20 protein-coding genes are annotated in these 19838 nt (G+C 40.0%); 12 read left to right on the top strand and 8 right to left on the bottom strand.

Annotated features, from left to right (window positions below; all coding sequences use genetic code 11):
- Positions 1-9: 9 nt before the first annotated feature.
- The 3 genes from rnd to OCI93_RS14165 form a co-directional block, all read right to left on the bottom strand.
- Positions 10-1140, bottom strand: coding sequence for a ribonuclease D (gene rnd, locus OCI93_RS14175; protein WP_261591499.1), 1131 nt, complete (start codon positions 1138-1140; stop codon positions 10-12).
- A 55-nt stretch (positions 1141-1195) separates the two neighbouring features.
- Positions 1196-2848, bottom strand: coding sequence for a long-chain-fatty-acid--CoA ligase FadD (fadD, locus tag OCI93_RS14170; RefSeq protein ID WP_261591498.1), 1653 nt, complete (start codon positions 2846-2848; stop codon positions 1196-1198).
- Positions 2849-2968: 120 nt separating this feature from the next.
- On the bottom strand, positions 2969-3814 hold the full coding sequence (locus OCI93_RS14165) for an alpha/beta fold hydrolase (RefSeq protein WP_261626678.1): 846 nt from the start codon (positions 3812-3814) through the stop codon (positions 2969-2971).
- A gap of 131 nt (positions 3815-3945) precedes the next feature.
- Between OCI93_RS14165 and OCI93_RS14160 the strand changes: the two genes are divergently transcribed.
- Complete coding sequence (locus OCI93_RS14160; RefSeq protein ID WP_261626661.1) at positions 3946-5238, top strand: alkaline phosphatase; 1293 nt, start codon at positions 3946-3948, stop codon at positions 5236-5238.
- 22 nt (positions 5239-5260) lie between these two features.
- On the opposite strand, the gene OCI93_RS14155 is transcribed toward OCI93_RS14160, so the two are convergent.
- The 5 genes from OCI93_RS14155 to OCI93_RS14135 all read right to left on the bottom strand — a co-directional run bounded on the left by OCI93_RS14155 (position 5261) and on the right by OCI93_RS14135 (position 10655).
- Entirely contained in the window at positions 5261-7306 is a 2046-nt protein-coding gene (locus OCI93_RS14155) for an EAL domain-containing protein (RefSeq protein ID WP_261591496.1), read from the bottom strand.
- A 92-nt stretch (positions 7307-7398) separates the two neighbouring features.
- Positions 7399-7692, bottom strand: a complete 294-nt coding sequence (locus OCI93_RS14150) for a hypothetical protein (protein WP_261591495.1) — start codon at positions 7690-7692, stop codon at positions 7399-7401.
- A gap of 42 nt (positions 7693-7734) precedes the next feature.
- A complete protein-coding gene (gene tsaB, locus OCI93_RS14145) occupies positions 7735-8421 on the bottom strand; it encodes a tRNA (adenosine(37)-N6)-threonylcarbamoyltransferase complex dimerization subunit type 1 TsaB (protein ID WP_261591494.1) in 687 nt (228 codons plus the stop codon).
- A 1-nt stretch (position 8422) separates the two neighbouring features.
- Positions 8423-10249: an ATP-dependent DNA helicase gene (locus tag OCI93_RS14140; protein ID WP_261626677.1), complete on the bottom strand. Its 1827-nt coding sequence runs from the start codon at positions 10247-10249 to the stop codon at positions 8423-8425.
- Positions 10250-10415: 166 nt separating this feature from the next.
- Positions 10416-10655, bottom strand: coding sequence for a hypothetical protein (locus tag OCI93_RS14135; RefSeq protein ID WP_261591493.1), 240 nt, complete (start codon positions 10653-10655; stop codon positions 10416-10418).
- A gap of 327 nt (positions 10656-10982) precedes the next feature.
- Here OCI93_RS14135 and hisG point away from each other — a divergent pair, with 327 nt between their 5' ends.
- The 11 genes from hisG to OCI93_RS14080 all read left to right on the top strand — a co-directional run bounded on the left by hisG (position 10983) and on the right by OCI93_RS14080 (position 19783).
- Positions 10983-11882 carry an ATP phosphoribosyltransferase gene (gene hisG, locus OCI93_RS14130; protein ID WP_261626676.1) on the top strand — a complete coding sequence of 300 codons (900 nt, stop codon included), beginning with the start codon at positions 10983-10985 and terminating at the stop codon, positions 11880-11882.
- 5 nt (positions 11883-11887) lie between these two features.
- Positions 11888-13186 (top strand): histidinol dehydrogenase, encoded by a 1299-nt coding sequence (gene hisD, locus OCI93_RS14125; RefSeq protein ID WP_261626660.1) that lies wholly within the window; start codon positions 11888-11890, stop codon positions 13184-13186.
- Positions 13179-14252 (top strand): histidinol-phosphate transaminase, encoded by a 1074-nt coding sequence (hisC, locus tag OCI93_RS14120; RefSeq protein ID WP_261626659.1) that lies wholly within the window; start codon positions 13179-13181, stop codon positions 14250-14252. Before hisD ends, hisC begins: the two co-directional genes overlap by 8 nt.
- Before the next feature lie 10 nt (positions 14253-14262).
- Positions 14263-15324 (top strand): bifunctional histidinol-phosphatase/imidazoleglycerol-phosphate dehydratase HisB, encoded by a 1062-nt coding sequence (hisB, locus tag OCI93_RS14115; RefSeq protein WP_261626658.1) that lies wholly within the window; start codon positions 14263-14265, stop codon positions 15322-15324.
- Positions 15321-15914, top strand: a complete 594-nt coding sequence (hisH, locus tag OCI93_RS14110) for an imidazole glycerol phosphate synthase subunit HisH (RefSeq protein WP_261626657.1) — start codon at positions 15321-15323, stop codon at positions 15912-15914. The genes hisB and hisH overlap by 4 nt, the downstream gene beginning before the upstream one ends.
- Positions 15915-15923: 9 nt before the next feature.
- The gene (locus OCI93_RS14105; protein WP_261626656.1) at positions 15924-16658 is read left to right on the top strand and encodes a 1-(5-phosphoribosyl)-5-[(5-phosphoribosylamino)methylideneamino] imidazole-4-carboxamide isomerase; all 735 of its coding nucleotides are present in this window, start codon (positions 15924-15926) and stop codon (positions 16656-16658) included.
- Positions 16640-17419: an imidazole glycerol phosphate synthase subunit HisF gene (gene hisF, locus OCI93_RS14100; RefSeq protein WP_261591486.1), complete on the top strand. Its 780-nt coding sequence runs from the start codon at positions 16640-16642 to the stop codon at positions 17417-17419. Before OCI93_RS14105 ends, hisF begins: the two co-directional genes overlap by 19 nt.
- Positions 17410-18027, top strand: coding sequence for a bifunctional phosphoribosyl-AMP cyclohydrolase/phosphoribosyl-ATP diphosphatase HisIE (hisIE, locus tag OCI93_RS14095; RefSeq protein ID WP_261626655.1), 618 nt, complete (start codon positions 17410-17412; stop codon positions 18025-18027). Before hisF ends, hisIE begins: the two co-directional genes overlap by 10 nt.
- 148 nt (positions 18028-18175) lie before the next feature.
- Positions 18176-18952 carry a glycosyltransferase family 25 protein gene (locus tag OCI93_RS14090; protein ID WP_261626654.1) on the top strand — a complete coding sequence of 259 codons (777 nt, stop codon included), beginning with the start codon at positions 18176-18178 and terminating at the stop codon, positions 18950-18952.
- 110 nt (positions 18953-19062) lie between these two features.
- Complete coding sequence (locus tag OCI93_RS14085) at positions 19063-19563, top strand: hypothetical protein (protein ID WP_261591482.1); 501 nt, start codon at positions 19063-19065, stop codon at positions 19561-19563.
- A complete protein-coding gene (locus OCI93_RS14080) occupies positions 19556-19783 on the top strand; it encodes a helix-turn-helix transcriptional regulator (RefSeq protein WP_261591481.1) in 228 nt (75 codons plus the stop codon). Before OCI93_RS14085 ends, OCI93_RS14080 begins: the two co-directional genes overlap by 8 nt.
- Positions 19784-19838 lie beyond the last annotated feature (55 nt).

Here is a 19838-nt window from a genome sequence, read left to right as displayed (position 1 = left end):
TATACTTAATTATACATCCCATTCACTAATCGCGAGTTTAACCATCTCATAGCGCCAAGGTTGCAGTAAATCTGGTTTGAGTAAACTTGCTCGCTCTTCAGCGGTTTTTTTCCAATTCCAACTGATCAACTGATTAATTTGCTTTTTTGATGCCAAAACATCTGCAGGTATTTCATTATCGTCAGCGACTTGTTTAATGTGTGCGGTGAGCTGTTTTGCTGCTTTTTTATATTCGGGGTAATCTATTAACCTGAGTAGTTTTTTAGGGCAATGAGGCTCAGAAACTAACCTACCTTTTTCAATACACGCTACAATTTCTTTGCCTGAACGATTAACTTCCATAGTCTCAATGCCAGGCACACTGCGTAACCCATTTAACGATGTTGGGCGGCGCTTGGCAATTTCCACCATAGTGTGCTCTTTTAGAACAAAGCTCAATGCTAAGTTTTTTCTATGTGCTTTAGCTCTTCGCCAAGCAGCTAGCTCCTTAAGCACAGCAAGATCTCTTGACTTTAACTGCCATGCATTTTTAATATCTAAATAAACTTGGTCATCAGGTACACTAAATGCGCGCTTAGAAGCGATGAGCTCACTCTCTTTTATCACTATATCAACTAAATCACGTTCTTTTATTAATTCATAGATATGCTCAAAACATGGCATTAAATAAAAAACATCAGACGCAGCATAATCAAGTTGTTTCTGTGTGAGTGGCCTTTGTAACCAGTTTGTTCTGGATTCACTTTTATCTATTTCAACTTCGAGAATCGTTTTAACCATATTCGCAAACCCAATGCAATTTCCCTTGCCAAGAACTTGTAATGCAAATTGCGTATCAAAAATTGGATTAGGCACAAAGCCTGCGAATTTTTGAAATACTTCAATATCCTCAGAAGGTGAATGAAGAATTTTGAGTATGTTCGGGTTTTTAAATACATCCCAAAGCACAGTAAAATCAAGTTCCAGAAGCGGGTCAATTAAAGCAAGTTGATTTGCGGCAAACACTTGAATTAATGCAACTTCTGGATACAAAGTGCGGCGGCGCATAAACTCAGTATCTAAAGCAACAACTTGCGCCTGAGAGATATTTGAAACAAATTTATTAAGCTCAATTTGGGAGTGGATAACTTGATACTGCACTGCGTCTCCTAGACATATTTATAGTAAAAAAAAGCCGGCTAATGCCGGCTATTCTTTATTCTTTTAAGGCCCGACGCAGGATTTTCCCGACATTTGTTTTTGGTAGTTCATCTTTAAACTCAACCAATTTCGGCACCTTATAATTAGTCAGATTCTCACGACAATGTTTGATTATATCCTTTTCTGTTAAAGAAAGGTCTTTTTTAACGATAAATACTTTAACTTGCTCACCACTAACTTCATGCGGCACACCAATAGCAGCAACTTCTAATACACCTTCATGCATAGCAACCACTTCCTCTACTTCATTAGGGAACACGTTAAAACCAGATACGATGATCATATCTTTTTTGCGATCCACGATATAGAAGAAGCCTTCATCGTCATAGGTGGCAATATCGCCAGTTGCAAACCAACCATCTTTTAAACATTCAGCAGTAGAGTCTGGTCGATTATAGTAACCAGCCATTACTTGAGGGCCTTTAACGCAAAGCTCGCCAGCCTCACCTTTTGCTGCTTCTTCACCGTTTTCTAGGATAATTTTCAGCTCTGTACTGGGTGCTGGTAAACCAATTGACCCATTGTAACCATCCAAATCATAAGGGCTAATCGTCACTAATGGCGCACACTCAGTAAGACCATAGCCTTCCATCAACTTGCTTTTGGTAATATTTTGCCAACGCTCGGCAACAGGTCGTTGCACCGCCATGCCACCACCTAAAGACATTTTTAAGTGTGAAAAATCAAGTTCTTCAAATCCTGGCGTGTTCAATAAGCCATTGAATAGCGTATTTACACCTGTAATTGCGGTAAATGGATATTTTGCTAGCTCTTTTACAAATGCAGGCATATCACGCGGATTAGTGATCAAAATATTATGACCGCCATATTTCATAAACGTTAAGCAGTTCGCCGTTAACGCAAAAATATGGTAAAGCGGCAATGCAGTGATCACCACCTCTTTGCCTCTATCTAATACTTTGTCTAAACAACCAGAAACTTGCTCTAGATTACCCACCATATTGCCATGGGTTAACATTGCACCTTTTGAAACCCCTGTAGTGCCGCCTGTGTATTGCAAAAAGGCTAAATCACTTAAGCTTACATCTGGCACTGTATATTGTTTTGGATCAGCGCTAACAACCGATTTAAAAGCAATAGTATTTGGCAATGAAAATGCTGGCACCATCTTTTTGATATGTTTAACCACAAAGTTAACCAGATGCTTTTTAACACCGCCCATCATATCGCCAATTTCAGTTAATATGATGTGTTTAACTTGGGTTTTTGGTAATGCTTTTTGCAGCGTTTGAGCAAAGTTAGCTAGAATAAAAATAGCTTTAGTTTCAGAATCATTTAACTGGTGCTCAAGCTCTCTGACTGTGTAAAGCGGATTAACGTTTACCACGGTACAACCAGCTCTTAACACACCTAATATTGCCAACGGTGTTTGTAATAAATTTGGCATCATCACCGCCACTTTATCACCCCTGCCAAGTTTCAAGGTGTTTTGAATGTAACTTGCAATCGCTTTGGTTTTTTCATCAACTTGTTTATAAGTTAAGGTCTTTCCCATATTACTGTAAGCAGGCAAAGACGCATATTCAGTAAAACTTTTGTCAAACAATTCAAGCAATGAGTTGTAATGTTCTGGATCAATAGTGTGAGGCATACCTTCTGGGTATCGCTTTAGCCAGATTTTTTCCACTCTTAGCTCCTGTGTTTTAGTTATTTTTTTGAGACTTAACCTTAATAGATATAAGGCGCTTTAACAATTGAGCAAATACTCTAATTCGAGAATATTCCCATATTTATTGAAAATATACAATTAAGTTACTACATTTCTATTCATATGGCGTTCAATTAGTTCAATACACACTTTGGGATTATCCATATGACAGTGATGTCCACCTGAAATCTTCTCAACTTCTAACCTATTAAAACTCCTTCCAAATACAGCAATATTTTGCTGTACAAAATCGTATCCTTTAGTGCCTAAAATGAGTAGGCTAGGTACATTCACATCTTTTAACAGTGCCAGAGCTTGTGCTTGTGTGTAACGAAAGCCTGAACGCGCTTTAAGTTGAGGATCAGTGGTAAGACTAAATCCCCCCTCTACTTTTTGCGTGTTTCTTTGCATCAACAGTGCCGCATCCTCTGTACTAATATCACCGACATTACTTCTGACCTTTGCCAGTGTCTCAAAGTTTGCATAAAGCCGTGGCTTAAACCTATCTATTTTTGCACGCTGTTCAAAAGACTCCATAACTTGCTGTTTCATCTGATCAGGCTCTGTACATACTAACCCTATTCCTTCAAGCATCACTAAACTTTTTATGCGCTGTGGGTATAACGCACTAAACAAGCCACATACCATAGCGCCAAGTGAATGACCGAGTAAATGACACTGCTCAATGCCCAGCTCATCCATAATAGTCAACAGGTCATACACATAATCGATAAAATAATAATCGCCTGAGCGCCATTGAGATTGCCCATGACCCTTTAAGTCAACAGCAATGTACGTAAAATCAGTATTAGCTTTATCTAGCATAGGTTTAAAGCTGTTGCTGTTATCAAGCCAGCCATGAACACAAATAACAATATCTTTGCCTTCACCATAAAGTTGCGCAGCTATACCAAGCTTTTTTAAGGCGTCTATCGCATTTTCCATTCTAATCACATAATTCCCATAGGTTATTGCTGGTAATTACTCTATCATCCTACCTCAAAATTCATATCTCTTTTTAGTACTTTGAGTAGTATCATACAGTCGCAACACACGGGAATAATAAGGTATAAAGAATGAATAAATCTCTCAGTTTACTGGCATCAAGTATCATATTTAGCAGTAGCCTGTATGCCCAAACAGCGCCAAAAAATATCATTTATATGATCGGTGACGGTATGGGTCCAGCTTATACAACGGCTTATCGCTATTTTATGGATGATGCAAACACTAAAGTTGTTGAACCAACTGTTTTTGACTCTATTTTAGTGGGTATGGCTCATACCTACCCTGATGACGATACCGTTGTGACTGATAGCGCAGCGGGTGCAACAGCACTAAGTACTGGCACTAAAAGCTATAATGGTGCAATTGCAGTAGACACTCATAAAAAGCCGCTGACAACCATGTTAGAAATTGCCAAACAAAAAAACATGACCACTGGTTTAGTTGCTACGTCACAAATAAACCATGCAACACCTGCCAGTTTTGCCTCACATAATGAGTCGCGCCGCAACTATGATGAAATTGCTAACGACTACATAGACAACAAAATAGAAGGCAAGTTGCCCGCTGATCTCATGCTCGGAGGAGGTACCAAATATTTCATTAGAGAAGATAGAAACTTAGTCGATGAATTCAAAGCAGCAGGTTATAGCTATAGCGATAATTTAGCAGCATTAGATAAACTTGAGAAGCTACCGGCGTTAGGCCTTTTTGCCCCTGTTGGCTTACCATTCGCCATTGATGAAAACCCAAATCGCCTTGAAAAAATGACAAAAAAATCACTCTCATTGCTTGATAAACATAAAGATAATGGCTTTTTCGTTATGATTGAAGGTAGCCAAATAGATTGGTGTGGACATGCTAATGATATTGCCTGTGCAATGAGCGAAATGCACGACTTTGCAAATGCCATTAAAGTTGCTAAACAATATGTTGATAAAAACCCAGATACCCTATTGGTTATTACGGCTGATCACTCAACTGGCGGCTTAACTCTTGGTGCTAATGGTCAATATCGTTGGGAACGAGACATTATTAAAGGCGTGAGCGCATCGGCTGAAACTATCGCTAAGAAAATGTTAGAGTCAGAAGATTTAGAAACAATATGGACTCAATCCACCAGCTTACCTTTTGAGAAATCAACTAAGCTTTTATTAGAACAGGCAAAATCTAAAGGTAATAAAACGCTAGCTCAAGTGATTAAATCTCGTATCAGTGAGGCAAGTTTTACTGGGTGGACAACTAGCGGTCATACAGCAATTGATGTACCAGTATTTGCCTACGGTCAAGGCGCTGAGCAATTTATTGGTTCACAAAACAACACGGCCATTGCAGACAAGCTAATTTCATTTATAAAGCAATAATCAGCATCGATACATTAGAAGCTTATGAAGAAGAAGCTGCTGTTGCTGCTTCTTTTTTCTGCTCCAAAAGCTCTATTGCGGCCTCTAATGGCATCGCCTTGTGGTACAAAAAACCTTGTACACAGTCAATCTTTGCCGCTTTGACTACACTTTCTTCTTCTTTTGTCTCTACTCCCTCTGCAACTGTTTTAAAACCAAGTTGTGTGCACAACTGTGCAAGATGGCGGTACAGAGTCTCCGATTTTTCATTACTTGAGTCTGGTAGTAAGCTCCGATCTAGCTTTATCGTATCTATATTAAGTTTCGATAGCACCGACAAACATGAATAACCGGTGCCAAAATCATCCATTGCACAGCGTATATGACTTTGTTTAAGCTGATTTACAACCTCAATGGTGGCTGCAAAGTCTTCAATGTAACTAGACTCTAACAACTCAACCTCAACTTGATCTTCAAAGCGCGTAAATGCTTTTACAACTCGCTTATAACCTCCAGACAACAAATTGTCAGGTGAGATATTAAAGCTAACTTTTGGTGCAAGCCCTGCTTTTGCAAAGTTCTCCAAGTCCACTTCCAGTTGATCAATAACAAAATTATCAATCACATCAAGTAACTTATGCTTTGCCAGCGTTTCTAAAAACCAAGGACCCTGAACCGTACCATCCGCTTTTTTTAACCTCAGCAGTGCTTCAAAACCAATCACTCCACCACTTTTTAGATCCATTTTTGGCTGGTAATAAAGTGTCAATGCACCTTGGTTAAGCGCGTCTGTCACTTCTTTTAAACAGTGATGTTCAAGTTGCTGCTCACTGTGATGAATTGCAAACAAACTTTCTGCTTTGCCTTCTATTTCTCTTCCTGCTGAGTAGCGTTTAACTAACATATCGAGTGCTTTACCTGAGGTGCTATGGCGCTGATATATTTTTAAAAATGGATAATAAATTGCAACGTTAAGTGCCACCAAAAACACTTGTAATAAAATAGCCGTATAGCTTTGAGTTAACAGCCAAGCATTCAAAAAAATAGGTGTAAACCATGGGACTGTTTGCTCGGCAATGACCGTGATAACACCTGACGATATTGCATAGTAAGACAGCAAAGCGTTTATCAATGGGGCAAGCAAAAATGGGAGTAATATATATGGGTTAAACACAATAGGTAACGCATAGATCATCACTTCGCTAATATTAAAAACAGCCAGCGGAAGTGAAATTTTAGCAATATGCTGCTCATGCTTGGCACCTTTAAGTAAAAAGCTCGCAATGATCACCCCCCAGACACACCCTGTTCCGCCGAGTAACACAAACACCGTAAAAAAATGATAGTTAGCCACCACAGCTCCGACCATATACTCTGTCACTGCTATGGGTGCTAAAATATGATAGGTGTTGTCACCGTGTACACCAAAAAACCACAATAAATGTGTGCTAATCAATTGGATAATTAATTTTCCAAAAGCACTCAACTCTAGTTGTACATGCAGCAAAGTTGTAAAAAGCCACCTAGCTGTATTATCAACATATGGATATAAAAACAAGGTGATTGCAGTAACCGCTAAGTAAGGAAAAATTAAATTGATATGCTTTCTTAAAAATAAGCTAATAGAGCTCACGTTCACAATTCTAAATAGCTTAATTTTCACTAAATATGATAATAAATAACTACAGAATATTGGCATGAATAGTGAATACAGTACGCCTTGCGTTTGATCAATTTGGATCACCCCACCTTTAACATACATATATCCTGTTGTCGCTGTGAAGCAACTTATCACTAAAATTGGTGCAGCAATTGTATGAACTTTTAAGTTTTTAGCTAAGTGATAAGAGAAAGAGATCAAGGTCAGCAATGGAAATAAACCCCAAACTAAATGATTAAAGTCACTTAAGTATTGGTGATCAAAACCTTTTGCTGCTATGTCGAGCCATTGATTAAATAAGGTAATCAGTGCAGCGACAATAAAAAATGGTATGAGTGCAATATAGCCTTCTCGTAATGACAAAATCATCGTGTTGGCTGATATTTTTACCGCGATACGATTAAACTGATTTAGTATTGAAGTACTCAAATACACGCTCGGCTTTTTCTTTAAACAATACCGAGTTTTAATGAGAATACAAACAGAACGCTTTGAATTAGACTTGAATATTTTTCAATCAGTTATGCGTAAATATTAACACCAATTAAACTTTCAATTTCATTGCGCCGTTGTTGGTTATTAATCGACATATAAGCACTAATTGCTTTATTATTGTTAAAATTAGGTTGATCATAAATTGTTGAGTTAAAATCATCTTGCAGTTTTTGGGCAAGTGCTGCGCCTTCATTTGATGTTTTAACATAGCTTGTTTGTTGTGTATTTTGCGGCGCAGGCGCTTGTTCAGCATTCGTCTTTGTAACGGCTGGTTTGAGCTGATAAGTATGTTGACTTTGTACAATTAATTGCGTTTTCATTGCCTGCACCGATAAAACGACTACTGTTATAAAAATATAAGATTATTCGCGACCTGGCAACTTTTTCCAAGTAACCGTATCTCGAACGTAGTGGGGTTGCGCTTGTGAGGCATCTACGCTTAAACCATTAGTGAAGGCATAATCCCCTAGTTCCAGCATATAAAATGCGTCTGGTAACGTAATACTTGGAACTAAATCTAAGTTTTTCTGAGCTACTATATCAGGGTAAGTTTGCCACGCAGTACCAACAGCAGCAATTGCGTTTTCATAATGCTGAATATTTTCTGGGGTACATACAATTTCTTCACCAATAATTTTTAGCATCCCAGCTTGGTCAGCCTGATATTGCGCGAGATAAACCTCTCCCATACGCGCATCGATACCACTTAAAACGCATTGCGCTTTATGCTGGCGAATTGCTTGCAATGCCATCGCCTGAAGTGTCGACACACCAACCACTTTCAGCTTAGCGGAAAATGCCAAACCTTGAGCAATAGCAACACTTATTCTTACGCCAGTAAAACTGCCAGGTCCTCTTCCAAATACAATGCCGTCTAATTGATTTAGCTGACAACTTGCCAATGTCAATAAACGCTCTATTTCAGGCAGTATTTTTTGGCTATGTTGCTGCGGACATACTTCAAAGTGACGGTAAGTCTGACCATTAAAGTGAAGTGCTAAACTTAGCGCTTCCGTTGACGCGTCAATTGCTAATAAGTTGTGTTTCATATTATTTTATATTCTCAAGAAATTTCGTTGCAGTTTCCAAGGAGCGAGTGCGTTTCATCGCTGGTAAACTTTTTAAAAACGTTTGCCCGTATTTTCGCGTAACTAAACGATTATCGCAAATAACTAATACGCCTTTGTCGGCATTATCGCGAATTAAACGCCCTACCCCTTGTTTTAGGCTGATCACCGCTTGAGGTAGCTGAATCGTAGAAAAAGGTTCTTTGCCCTGCATCTCAGCGTCTTTCATTCTCGCTTGTAACAACGGATCATCAGGTGAAGCAAAAGGCAGCTTATCAATCATAACACAGCTCAGAGCATTGCCTCTTACATCCACACCTTCCCAAAATGAGGCTGTACCTAGCAATACCGCATTACCATGTCGCACAAACTGCTCTAAAATAATTCGTTTAGAAGACTGACCCTGCATAAAAATAGGGTACTCAAGTGCCGTACTCAAGCCCTCGTAAACCAAATGCATGACTCGGTAACTGGTAAATAGCAAAAATGTGCGGCCCTTTGCCGCGTCAATAACTTGCTTAGCAATTTTAACCAGTGTATGTGGCATTAAATCATCACGACTTTCTGGTAAATACCGTGGCAAACACAGCATTGCTTGTTGTTCATAGTCAAATGGACTAGCCACGATGCTTTGATGAAGTGGTTGCAAGCCAAGACTGGCATTAAAGTGCGACAGCGAATCATCTACTGAGAGCGTTGCTGAAGTGAATACAAAGCTGGCTTGTGTTTTTTCAACTATTTCTTTGAATTTACTGGATACATCCAGTGGCGTAATATGCACAGAGATAAATCGACGTGTGGTTTCGTACCAGTAACTATAGCCTGATTGAGAAACATCAAAAGCCCGCTCCAACTGGCCTTTAAATTTAAGTACACGCTCGAAAGGATGCTCAATTTTGTCGCTGCGATCTAAGCACGTTTTTAATACCTGATATAAAAAGTCTAAATCGCTAATAACGCGATGAAGCGCATCGCATACTAATTTGTCAGCCAAAGCTACGCGCCAATCCCCGCGTCCCCCATCCGCACCAAAGGAGATTCGCAAGTCTGCAACGCTGGTTTCTAACTTGTTTAAAGTTTTGCCAAGTTGCAGCATATCGGGGATATCTGAGCGGTAAATGAGGCGAATATCTTTAATTAAGTCACTAAGTTGTTTGGTACTAAGAGACTCACCAAAGTAATCACTGGCTATTTGTGGCAGCTGATGTGCCTCATCAAATATATAGTTATCTGCTGTAGGCATTAACTCTGCAAAGCCAGAGTCCTTTACCGCCATATCAGCAAAAAACAAATGATGATTGATAACAACTAAATCAGCATCTATTGCTTTTAGTCGTGCTTTACGGATATAACAGGTTTGAAAATCAGGGCAGTCTTTACCTAAACAGTTGTCAGATGTTGAATTGACATAAGGTAACACCTTGGCATCTTCTTCAATTCCAACACAATCAGCGAGGTCGCCACTATCAGTTTCAGTGGCAAACTTAGCTACCATTGCAAGCTGGTGCATGATATCTGGGTCATCACTTGGCACATGAGCAACATGTTGTGACAGGCGATAGGTACATAAATAATTCGCACGTCCTTTAAGCAATGCAGTAGTTTTGGTTGCTTTTAACGCTTTTTGCAACGTGGGTAAATCGCGGTGATATAACTGCTCTTGCAGTGCTTTTGACCCTGTAGAGATAATCGATTTGTGCTTGCTTAGCAACAAAGGGGCTAAATACGCAAACGTTTTTCCCGTGCCAGTACCGGCCTCGACAACACATTGACCTTTATCCGCAATGGTTTTTTCTATTGCCAGAGCCATTTCAATTTGCGGTTGGCGTGGTGTATAACCGTCGAGCTGTTGAGCAAGAAGACCTTGTTCACAAAAAACGTGTTGAATAGACAAGATGTAGCTTAGTTAAGAGATTTGCCCTGATTGTAATAATTAAAACACGCCAGAGCAAGCGAGCATCACAGTTTGCATACCATCAGGCCCAAGTATCCAAGTGGGTTTCGTCATCTTCTTCTTCAGACTCTTTTCTTTTAGTATTTTTTTGCTGCTCGGCCATTTCTTGCTCTTGCAGCTTTTTGCGCTGTTGATCAAGCGCTGCACGGCGTAACTTCACTTTTGACACAGCACCATCTTTAACACCAGCAATATAAAACATTGGCTTATGCTCAACTTCTAAGCGAACAATATTGGTTAAAAAGGGTTTTAATGCATCCATAACAAGTAACCTCGCACTCTAAAATCTACCTATATTATCGACTGTTATAAGATATACTTTAGAAATCAATAAAAAGTGCTTGCAAGCAACTATCATTTTGTGTTTTTCTAGATATACAAACACAGTGTAACTGATTTTAAAGAGTAAACCATGTTCAATATTTTGACAGCTGTACATCATCACCATCATTCAACGGGATAACCTGTCAGGTATTTCGCTGGTAGGTTATTCCCTAAAAGGAACCTCCGGCGAGCAGCTCAAAATATAATTTATTTTCGCCCCGAGGTTCCGCCTCGGGGTTTTTTGTTTTAAACATTAGGAAAGTAAATTATGAACAACAATAGATTACGAATCGCAATACAAAAGTCAGGCCGTTTATCAAAAGACTGCCAAGACTTGCTTAAACAACTGGGCGTAAAGCTTAACCTTCGTGAGCAGCGTTTAATCGCGCACTCTACCAACATGCCAATCGATGTGTTACGCGTTCGAGATGATGATATTCCTGGCCTAGTAATGGATGGAGTATGTGACCTTGGTATAGTAGGTGAAAATGTACTCGTCGAATCTCAAGCAGAGCGTGTAGGCAGCACACAAAACGCTGAAGTAATTAAATTATCTAAGCTCGATTTTGGCTATTGCCGTTTAGCACTAGCATGGCCTCAAGAACTAGGCCCACAAGATAAATCTTGGTTTGAAGGCAAACGTATTGCCACTACCTACCCTGAAATCCTTAAGCAATACCTTCAGCGAGAAAACATTAATGCAAGCACCGTAATGCTGACTGGTTCAGTAGAGGTTGCACCTCGCGCAGGCTTAGCTGACGCGATATGTGATTTAGTATCAACCGGTGCAACACTTGAGGCTAATGGTTTAATGCAAGGCGACACCATTTTAGAATCAAAAGCCTGTTTAATTCAAAACGCAAATTTAACTGACACCACTAAATTAGCATTAATCGAAAAGCTCATGCCACGTCTAAAAGGTGTTAAACAAGCCAAAGAAAGCAAATACATTATGCTGCACGCGCCAAAAAACAAACTCGATGCCATCTGCGAATTACTGCCAGGCACTGGACAACCTACATTACTCGCGCTTGCTGGCAGTGATGATTATGTAGCACTACATATGGTTAGTACTGAAACATTATTTTGGGAAACTATGGAAGAGTTAAAGGCACTCGGTGCTAACTCGATTTTGGTTATGCCAATTGAAAAAATGATGGAGTAACTAAGGTGATCAGGTGGAATGAGGAAACTGAGCAAACTCAGCAGGCTTTGCTAACTCGCCCTGCTGTTATAGCCAGCAAAGCAGTAGAAACTAGCGTGTTACAAATTATCGAAGAAGTAAAAGCGCAAGGTGATCAAGCATTACTAAAGTATGCAGAGCTGTTTGATAAACGAAGCAACCCGCGTTTAGTGGTACCACTACAGGAAATCAATGACAGTGCAGAGCAATTAACGCCTGAATTAAAATCAGCTATTGAGCAAGCGTATAGCAATATAAAAACGTTTCACCAAGCGCAATTGCCACAAGATATGAAGATTGCCACTGCACCGGGAGTTGAATGCGAACTTAAATATCAAGCTATTGATGCTATTGGTCTTTACGTTCCTGGCGGTAGTGCGCCTTTGCCTTCTTCAGTACTAATGCAAGGTGTGTGTGCGCAATTAAGTGGTGCTAGAACAGTGGTTTTAGCAACACCTGTTAATGGCGATAGCCTTATTTCACCTGCCATTTTGTACGCAGCAAAACTGTGCGGTATAACTACAATCATTGAAAGTGGTGGCGCGGGTGCAATTGCGGCCATGGCAATCGGTACACCCAGTGTGCCCAAGGTGAACAAGATATTTGGTCCAGGCAATAGTTATGTAACGATGGCTAAACAGCTATTGAGCCAAACACAAACTGGGTTTGCAATTGATATGCCTGCAGGCCCATCCGAAGTACTTATAATTGCAGATGAACGTGCTAACCCTGAGTTTATTGCTGCAGATTTACTCTCTCAAGCTGAGCATGGCGCAGACTCGCAAGTTATTTTGTTATCTAACAGTGCACAGATAATAACGCAAACCCAGCAGGCGTTAAATAAGCAGCTCAAGGCACTTTCTAGAACTGAGATAGCTCAAAGGGCCATGGAAAATAGCGCTTTAATTCAAGTAGACTCGCTACAGCAAGCTTTTGAAATTTCAGCGCAATATGGGCCAGAGCACTTGATTTTGCAAATTGCTGACGCAACACCATATTTGCCAATGGTACAAAATGCAGGCTCTGTATTTGTTGGCGACTACACGCCAGAGTCTGCGGGAGATTATGCGTCAGGTACAAACCATGTACTGCCAACTTATGGCTACTCAAAAGTATATTCAAGTTTAAATTTATTAGATTTTTTTAGGACTTATACAGTGCAAAGTATTACCCCTCAAGGGCTTAAAAGCTTGAGCTCAGCAATATTACCTTTGGCACAAGCTGAAGGACTAGATGCTCACGCTAATGCAGTAAGTGTACGTTTAGAGGCGATGAAAAATGACTAAGTCTGAATTCCCACAGAACTTACTGCCTAACAATATCAGTGCATTAGCAGCATATAGCTCGGCTAAAAGTCAAAAGCTAACGGGTACAACCTGGTTAAATGCAAACGAAAGCCCCTATACCAAAACCTTTGAGTTGAGCCTATCAGACCTAAACCGTTACCCCGATCCACAGCCAAATAATGTGATTAATGCGTATGCAAAATATGCGGGATTAAATACCGAGCAAGTACTTATGACCCGTGGTGCCGACGAAGGCATAGAGCTGCTGGTACGCACTTATTGTGAAAATAGCAAAGATAGCATTGCGTTGTTTTTACCAACCTATGGCATGTACAAAGTCACGGCTGATACACATAACATCGCAATTAATGCACTTACACAAAAATTGTTACTAGAAGGCACTGCTGAGCAAATAACCAGCGCAATTGGCGACAGTAAATTAGTGTTTATATGTAATCCAAACAACCCCACAGGTAGCCTAACAGAGCTTGATAAAATTTCTGCAATAGCAATCGCTTTGGCAGATAAAGCCATTGTGGTAGTTGATGAGGCATATATAGAATTTTGCCCCGAAAAGTCAGCCGCTTCACTATTGCAAGACTTTAACAACATCGTGGTACTACGCACTTTGTCAAAAGCATTTGCATTAGCCGGCTTACGAACTGGCTTTATGCTCGCCAATACCGAGCTACTCAAACCTGTTCGCAAAGTCATTGCCCCCTACCCTGTTTCTCGGGTAGTTGCGCAAATAGCCGAGCAAGCACTACAAAGTGATGCCATTACCCAAATGCGCAGACAAGTCACCATTTTAAACCGAGCCAAAGCGGCATTAGTTCAATGGTTAAAATCGTGTTCAGCAGTTAATACCGTTTTAAATGGTGAAGGTAACTTTGTTACCGTGCAATTTAAACAAAAGGAAGACATTGATAATGCGATGCAAAGCGGTCTTATCATGCGTCCGTTTACTTTGTATGAGCAAGATAATTGGCTACGAATTTCCATTGGTAATGAGCAAGAATTAGAACAAGTAAAGCTTTGGCTTGAAATGCTTGGCACAGAGCAGTAAAGGAGCAACTATGAGCAACCCCTATTTATTTATAGACCGTGACGGCACTTTAATTGACGAGCCTATCACCGACAAACAAGTTGATAGCCTTGAAAAGTTGGTATTATTACCAAACGTTATCCCTGCACTACTGCAATTACAAACTGTAGGCTACAAGCTGGTCATGGTATCTAATCAAGATGGGCTAGGAACTGATAGTTTTCCTACCGCTGACTTTGATATTGCACAAGATAGAATGATGGACATATTTGTAAGCCAAGGCATTGTATTTGAGGACGTTTTAATTTGCCCACACTTTGATGAAGATAATTGCCAATGCAGAAAGCCTAAAACGGGCTTACTTACTAAGTTGATGCGTTCAGGAAAAGTAGACTTAGCACGCTCTTATGTTATTGGAGACCGTCAAACCGATATAGGACTTGCACAAAATTTATGCGTTGAAGGCATATTGTACGCAAATAACTGGCCTGAGATTGTCACTAAGCTAACAACACAAAACCGCCAAGCAAGCGTGGCCCGCAATACTAAAGAAACTCAAATAACAGTAGCCGCTAATTTAGATCAAAGCGCCAATGGTGAAATAAGTACTGGCTTAGGCTTCTTTGACCATATGCTGGACCAAATAAGAACACATGCCAATATTGGATTGACCGTGCAAGCGAGCGGCGACTTGCACATTGATGAGCACCACTTAGTAGAAGATGTAGGCATTGCATTGGGCCAAGTTTTAAAAACAGCCCTTGGTACGAAATCGCAAATAGCGCGTTATGGTTTTGCATTGCCAATGGATGAATGTAAAGCCGAATGCCAACTCGATTTGTCGGGTCGTGCATCGTTTGTACTTAATGCAAATTTTAGCCGTGAAAAAGTCGGTGATTTAGATGTACAAATGGTAGAACACTTTTTTCAGTCGCTTGCAGATAACGCCCAAGTGAGTCTTATTTTGTCGGTTTCAGATGGCAATTGTCACCACCAAGTTGAAGGTTTATTTAAAGCATTTTCGCGTGCTTTACGAATGGCCATTAGTCAAGATTTACAGCAACAAACTGCCAGTTCCAAGGGGTGTTTATGATAGCTATTATTAACACAGGCTGTGCCAACATTAATTCGGTACGATTTGCATTTGAGCGTTTAGGTGTTACACCAGAAGTGATAACCGACCCTGCTCAATTGCAACACTTTGAACGTGCAATACTGCCGGGGGTTGGTCATGCAAAAGTTGCCATGGAACGTTTAAAGCAAGGTGGTTGGCCGCAAGCAATTGCAGAATATGATAAACCTCTAATGGGAATTTGTTTGGGCATGCAACTTTTGTGTGAACACACCAACGAAGGTGATGTTACATGCTTAGGTATGATCCCAGGTAATGTTCAGCTATTAGAGGTTGGCGAGCTGACCTCGCCTCATATGGGCTGGAATAACCTAAACAATATTAAAGCACACCCATTAACCAAAAGAATTGATCAACACCAGCAAGTTTATTTTGTACATAGTTTTGCACACACACCCAATGATTCTTCATTGGCGCAATGTGAATATGGTAGTGCGTTTTCCGCTATTGTTGCTAACGATAATTATGCAGGTATGCAATTTCACCCTGAGCGCAGCGCCAAAGTAGGTGCACAGCTTTTACAAAACTTTATTGATTGGCAATTGCCCTAAAGGAAAAACATGATTATTCCAGCGTTAGACGTATTACAAAATCAAATTGTGCGCCTATATCAGGGTAAATATGATACCGCACAATTTTACCCATTTGAGCTTGCTGCTCGATTACAGCAATATCAAAACAGCGGCGCACAAAAATTACATTTAGTAGATTTAGAAGGCGCGCGCGATCCACAAAAAAAGCAGTGGCAGCAAATTCAACAAGCCACGAAAGCACTCAATGTACCCTATCAAGTAGGCGGCGGTATTCGTCGTTTTGATGATGTTAAACAATGGCTAGAAGCTGGGGCAAACCAAGTGGTTATTGGCTCAATGGCGGTTGATAAACGCCAAGAGGTAGCAAAGTGGATACAAGAATTTGGCGCAGAACGTTTTGTAATTGCCCTTGATGTTAACAAAACCGCCACAGGCTGGGCTCCAGCGACTCATGGCTGGCTCGCTGATGGTGAAGATAACTTATTTGAACTCATTGATTATTATTATCAGCTTGGCGTGCTTGATTTTTTATGCACGGACATCAGTAAAGACGGTACTATGACAGGACCATCATTTGAGCTTTACACACAACTGATTGTACATAATACCAATATTAAAGTGCAAGCATCAGGTGGTGTGAGTTCGTTGAAAGATATAAAGAAGCTCAGCGACATTGGTGTAGGCGGTATTATTCTAGGTAAATCGTTACTTGATGGTGCATTTACCACCGAGGAGGCACTTACATGCTATCAAAACGCATAATTCCCTGTTTAGATGTGAAAAATGGTCAGGTCGTCAAGGGCGTAAAATTTAAAGGCCATGAAGTTGTCGGCGATATTTTAGAGCTTGCACAACTTTACAGTGAGGCTGGGGCTGATGAGTTAGTCTTTTATGAAATAAGCGCCAGCGTTGAAAAGCGTTTACTAGATGTGAGCTGGGTGAGCGATATAGCCAAACACATAGATATACCATTTTGTGTTGCTGGCGGCATTAAATCGGTGGCTGATGCAGCAAAGGTGCTAGAACAAGGCGCAGACAAAATTAGTATCAATAGCCCAGCAATTGCAAGACCACAATTGATAAAAGAGTTGCATGATGAGTTTGGTAAGCAATGTGTGGTGGTTGGGATTGACAGCTTTTATGATGAAACGACTGGCGACTATTTAGTTTATCAATTAACAGGAGATCCTAATGCTTCAAGCCGTACGCGCTATAAAACGCAGCAATGGGTAGAGATGGTGCAAGCACTCGGCGCAGGTGAAATAGTGCTTAACTGCATGAATCAAGACGGTGTACGCAAGGGATATGATAATGCTCAGTTAAGCCTGATAAGACGAATGTGCGATATTCCATTAATTGCCTCAGGCGGCGCTGGCACAATGCAAGACTTTGCTGATGTTTTTACGCAAAGCCAAGTAGACGGTGCACTTGCTGCCAGCGTATTTCATAAGAACATCATTGATATTAGCCAATTAAAAACCTATTTAAACGATAAACAAGTGGCGGTGCGATTATGCAACTAACCCCAGATAACTTAACAATACTTGATTTTGAAAAGAGTCCATTAATGCCAGCGATTGTACAAGATGCGGCAACAGGACAAATACTAATGCAAGGCTTTATGAATAGTGCAGCCATTGCTGCCACATTTGAAAAGCAACTGGTGACCTTTTATTCGCGCTCAAAAGGGCGGCTCTGGACCAAAGGTGAAGAGTCTAACAACGTATTAAAGCTAATAAGCGCACATACTGACTGTGATAATGACTCAATCTTAGTGTTAGCATTACCTGCTGGCCCAACATGCCACTTAGGCACACAAAGTTGCTTTGGTGAAGCTAAGCCTACCACTGGCTTTTTAGCACAATTAGAGCAAGTGATAGTTTCGCGCAAAAGTGATGACCCAAGTACCAGTTATACGGCATCATTATTCTCAAAAGATATTAGCCGAAGCTGTCAAAAAGTAGGGGAAGAAGGTGTGGAAGTTGCACTGGCTGCCATGAAACAAGATAAAAATGAGCTTATCAATGAGTCCGCTGATTTACTGTATCACCTACTCGTTTTATTACAACGCTCGGACAGTAACCTAAGTGATGTGGTTAATTGTCTAGAAAATCGCCATAAAAAATCCTAGAGCTAGTCATTGCGTTTTACCATGGTATCCTTAGCACTTAATTGTAAGCGTGCTTTGGTAAAACGTTGAATACGACTCTATTTATAATTCACTGTTTTATGCTTGCTATAACACGCGCTAAATAACCGCTATCAAAGAGCTGCAGATAATGAACACACAACCTCCAATATTTTTAATCAACCTAGATCAGAGCACTGAGCGATTAGAAAAAAGCAGCATACGATTAAACGAACAAACAATTAATTTTAATAGAGTGTCTGGTGTATATGGTAAGACCTTAAGCGACATAGAATTAATAAAAAATTATCAGCCACTATTAAATAAAAAGCGCTTTTATCGTCAATTAAGTAAAGGTGAGATTGGCTGCTATATGAGCCATCGTAAAGCATGGCAAGCCATTGTTGATAACAAGCACCCTTACGCCATCGTGATGGAAGACGATTTTAGGTTGGTCGGTAATTTACATGACGTGTTTGCAACAATCGAAAGCTTAAAAATAGACTGGCGAGTACTTAAACTTGCCGCCTATGAAAATCGTACTCGCCCTATCGCGTTTTCACATCACCTGAACGACACGTTTAGTCTTGTTGTACATAAAAAAGCGATGACAGGATGTTGTGCCCAAGCGATTAGTTATGAAGGCGCAAAAGCTTTACTAGCTGCAACAGAGCAGTTTGCCCGCCCTGTCGATACCGACTTACAACACGTATGGGAAACCAAAGTGCCTGTCTATTCTTTAATGCCTTATTATATTGAGCAAGATCTTGAATTTGACAGCGACATTAGCGCTGCATCAGGAGCCACTAAAGTCAAAAAGAATTTTTGGAAACGTAAATGGCTACAAATAAAAGAGAAAATATTAAACACTCACGCAACTATAAAAATTATTGAGTCGTTACAAGATATGCTCAATAAGACAAAATAACCTTCTATGCGTCAAATATAACCAACTTTTGGTAAAAAATTTTTGACATGAACAAATAAACACCTTAGGCTTTGTGGTGTCAAAAATACTTTACCTGAGGTTAATTATAAATGACTCGCTCACAGCAGTTTAAAGAACTATTACAAAGCATAAGTTTTAGGGAACTTACGCTCAGTATTGACTTATTAGTAAGTGTATACATTTCATTTATTTATGTTCAAAGCTTAACGAATGCAACTGCAGAGCAACTAGCCTCAGTCTCTTGGCTATCTGCGCTATTACTAGAGGTGCTAACCTATTCGGTGGTGCTTATGATATTGAGCTACTTACTACTGGCATTTATTAGTGATGATGAGCTAAAACAACCGCTTGATGTGCGAGAAAAGCAAATTAACTTAATTGGTTACAAATACAAAGCGTATATATTACAAACAGGTATTTGCATTGCGATTTTCCAGTATCAAATTGAAGCGAACGGATGGGGCCCTGCTATTGAGTACAACATACCTTATCTACCAATGCATGTCTTAGTCGCCTCATTTTTAATTGGAGAAATAACATATTACGCAGCACAACTATATAAAGGCAGAACAGGTAATATCTATGAGTGAATATGCAATAACCAACTCTATTCGCACATTACGGTTTTTACAAAATGAAATGACTCAAAAGCAGTTAGCCGAAGCCATTGGTGTTACTCGGCAAACCGTTATGGCTATTGAAGCAAATAAATACTCCCCCTCCTTAGAAGTTGCTTTTAAAATAGCATCTGTGTTTGGATTACCATTAGAAGAAGTTTTTCAATATCGAGCAATAAACAAGTCTAATTAGTGACCATAATATAACCACAAGTTTTGTTTAGCGCTGGGTTTAACGTTTATTTTAT

The organism is Pseudoalteromonas holothuriae (assembly GCF_945859825.1).
GTDB classification, from domain to species: Bacteria; Pseudomonadota; Gammaproteobacteria; order Enterobacterales; family Alteromonadaceae; genus Pseudoalteromonas; species Pseudoalteromonas holothuriae.
This window is presented reverse-complemented; position numbering and strand designations above follow the sequence as displayed.

Excerpts from the sequence above, each read along its gene's own strand:
- OCI93_RS14165 (WP_261626678.1), bottom strand. The coding sequence starts at position 3,814 with ATGGAAAATGCGATAGACGCCTTAAAAAAGCTTGGTATAGCTGCGCAA.
- OCI93_RS14160 (WP_261626661.1), top strand. The coding sequence starts at position 3,946 with ATGAATAAATCTCTCAGTTTACTGGCATCAAGTATCATATTTAGCAGT.
- OCI93_RS14150 (WP_261591495.1), bottom strand. The coding sequence starts at position 7,692 with ATGAAAACGCAATTAATTGTACAAAGTCAACATACTTATCAGCTCAAA.
- tsaB (WP_261591494.1), bottom strand. The coding sequence starts at position 8,421 with ATGAAACACAACTTATTAGCAATTGACGCGTCAACGGAAGCGCTAAGT.
- OCI93_RS14140 (WP_261626677.1), bottom strand. The coding sequence starts at position 10,249 with ATGGCTCTGGCAATAGAAAAAACCATTGCGGATAAAGGTCAATGTGTT.
- OCI93_RS14135 (WP_261591493.1), bottom strand. The coding sequence starts at position 10,655 with ATGGATGCATTAAAACCCTTTTTAACCAATATTGTTCGCTTAGAAGTT.
- hisC (WP_261626659.1), top strand. The coding sequence starts at position 13,179 with ATGACTAAGTCTGAATTCCCACAGAACTTACTGCCTAACAATATCAGT.
- hisB (WP_261626658.1), top strand. The coding sequence starts at position 14,263 with ATGAGCAACCCCTATTTATTTATAGACCGTGACGGCACTTTAATTGAC.
- hisH (WP_261626657.1), top strand. The coding sequence starts at position 15,321 with ATGATAGCTATTATTAACACAGGCTGTGCCAACATTAATTCGGTACGA.
- OCI93_RS14105 (WP_261626656.1), top strand. The coding sequence starts at position 15,924 with ATGATTATTCCAGCGTTAGACGTATTACAAAATCAAATTGTGCGCCTA.
- hisF (WP_261591486.1), top strand. The coding sequence starts at position 16,640 with ATGCTATCAAAACGCATAATTCCCTGTTTAGATGTGAAAAATGGTCAG.
- hisIE (WP_261626655.1), top strand. The coding sequence starts at position 17,410 with ATGCAACTAACCCCAGATAACTTAACAATACTTGATTTTGAAAAGAGT.
- OCI93_RS14090 (WP_261626654.1), top strand. The coding sequence starts at position 18,176 with ATGAACACACAACCTCCAATATTTTTAATCAACCTAGATCAGAGCACT.
- OCI93_RS14085 (WP_261591482.1), top strand. The coding sequence starts at position 19,063 with ATGACTCGCTCACAGCAGTTTAAAGAACTATTACAAAGCATAAGTTTT.
- OCI93_RS14080 (WP_261591481.1), top strand. The coding sequence starts at position 19,556 with ATGAGTGAATATGCAATAACCAACTCTATTCGCACATTACGGTTTTTA.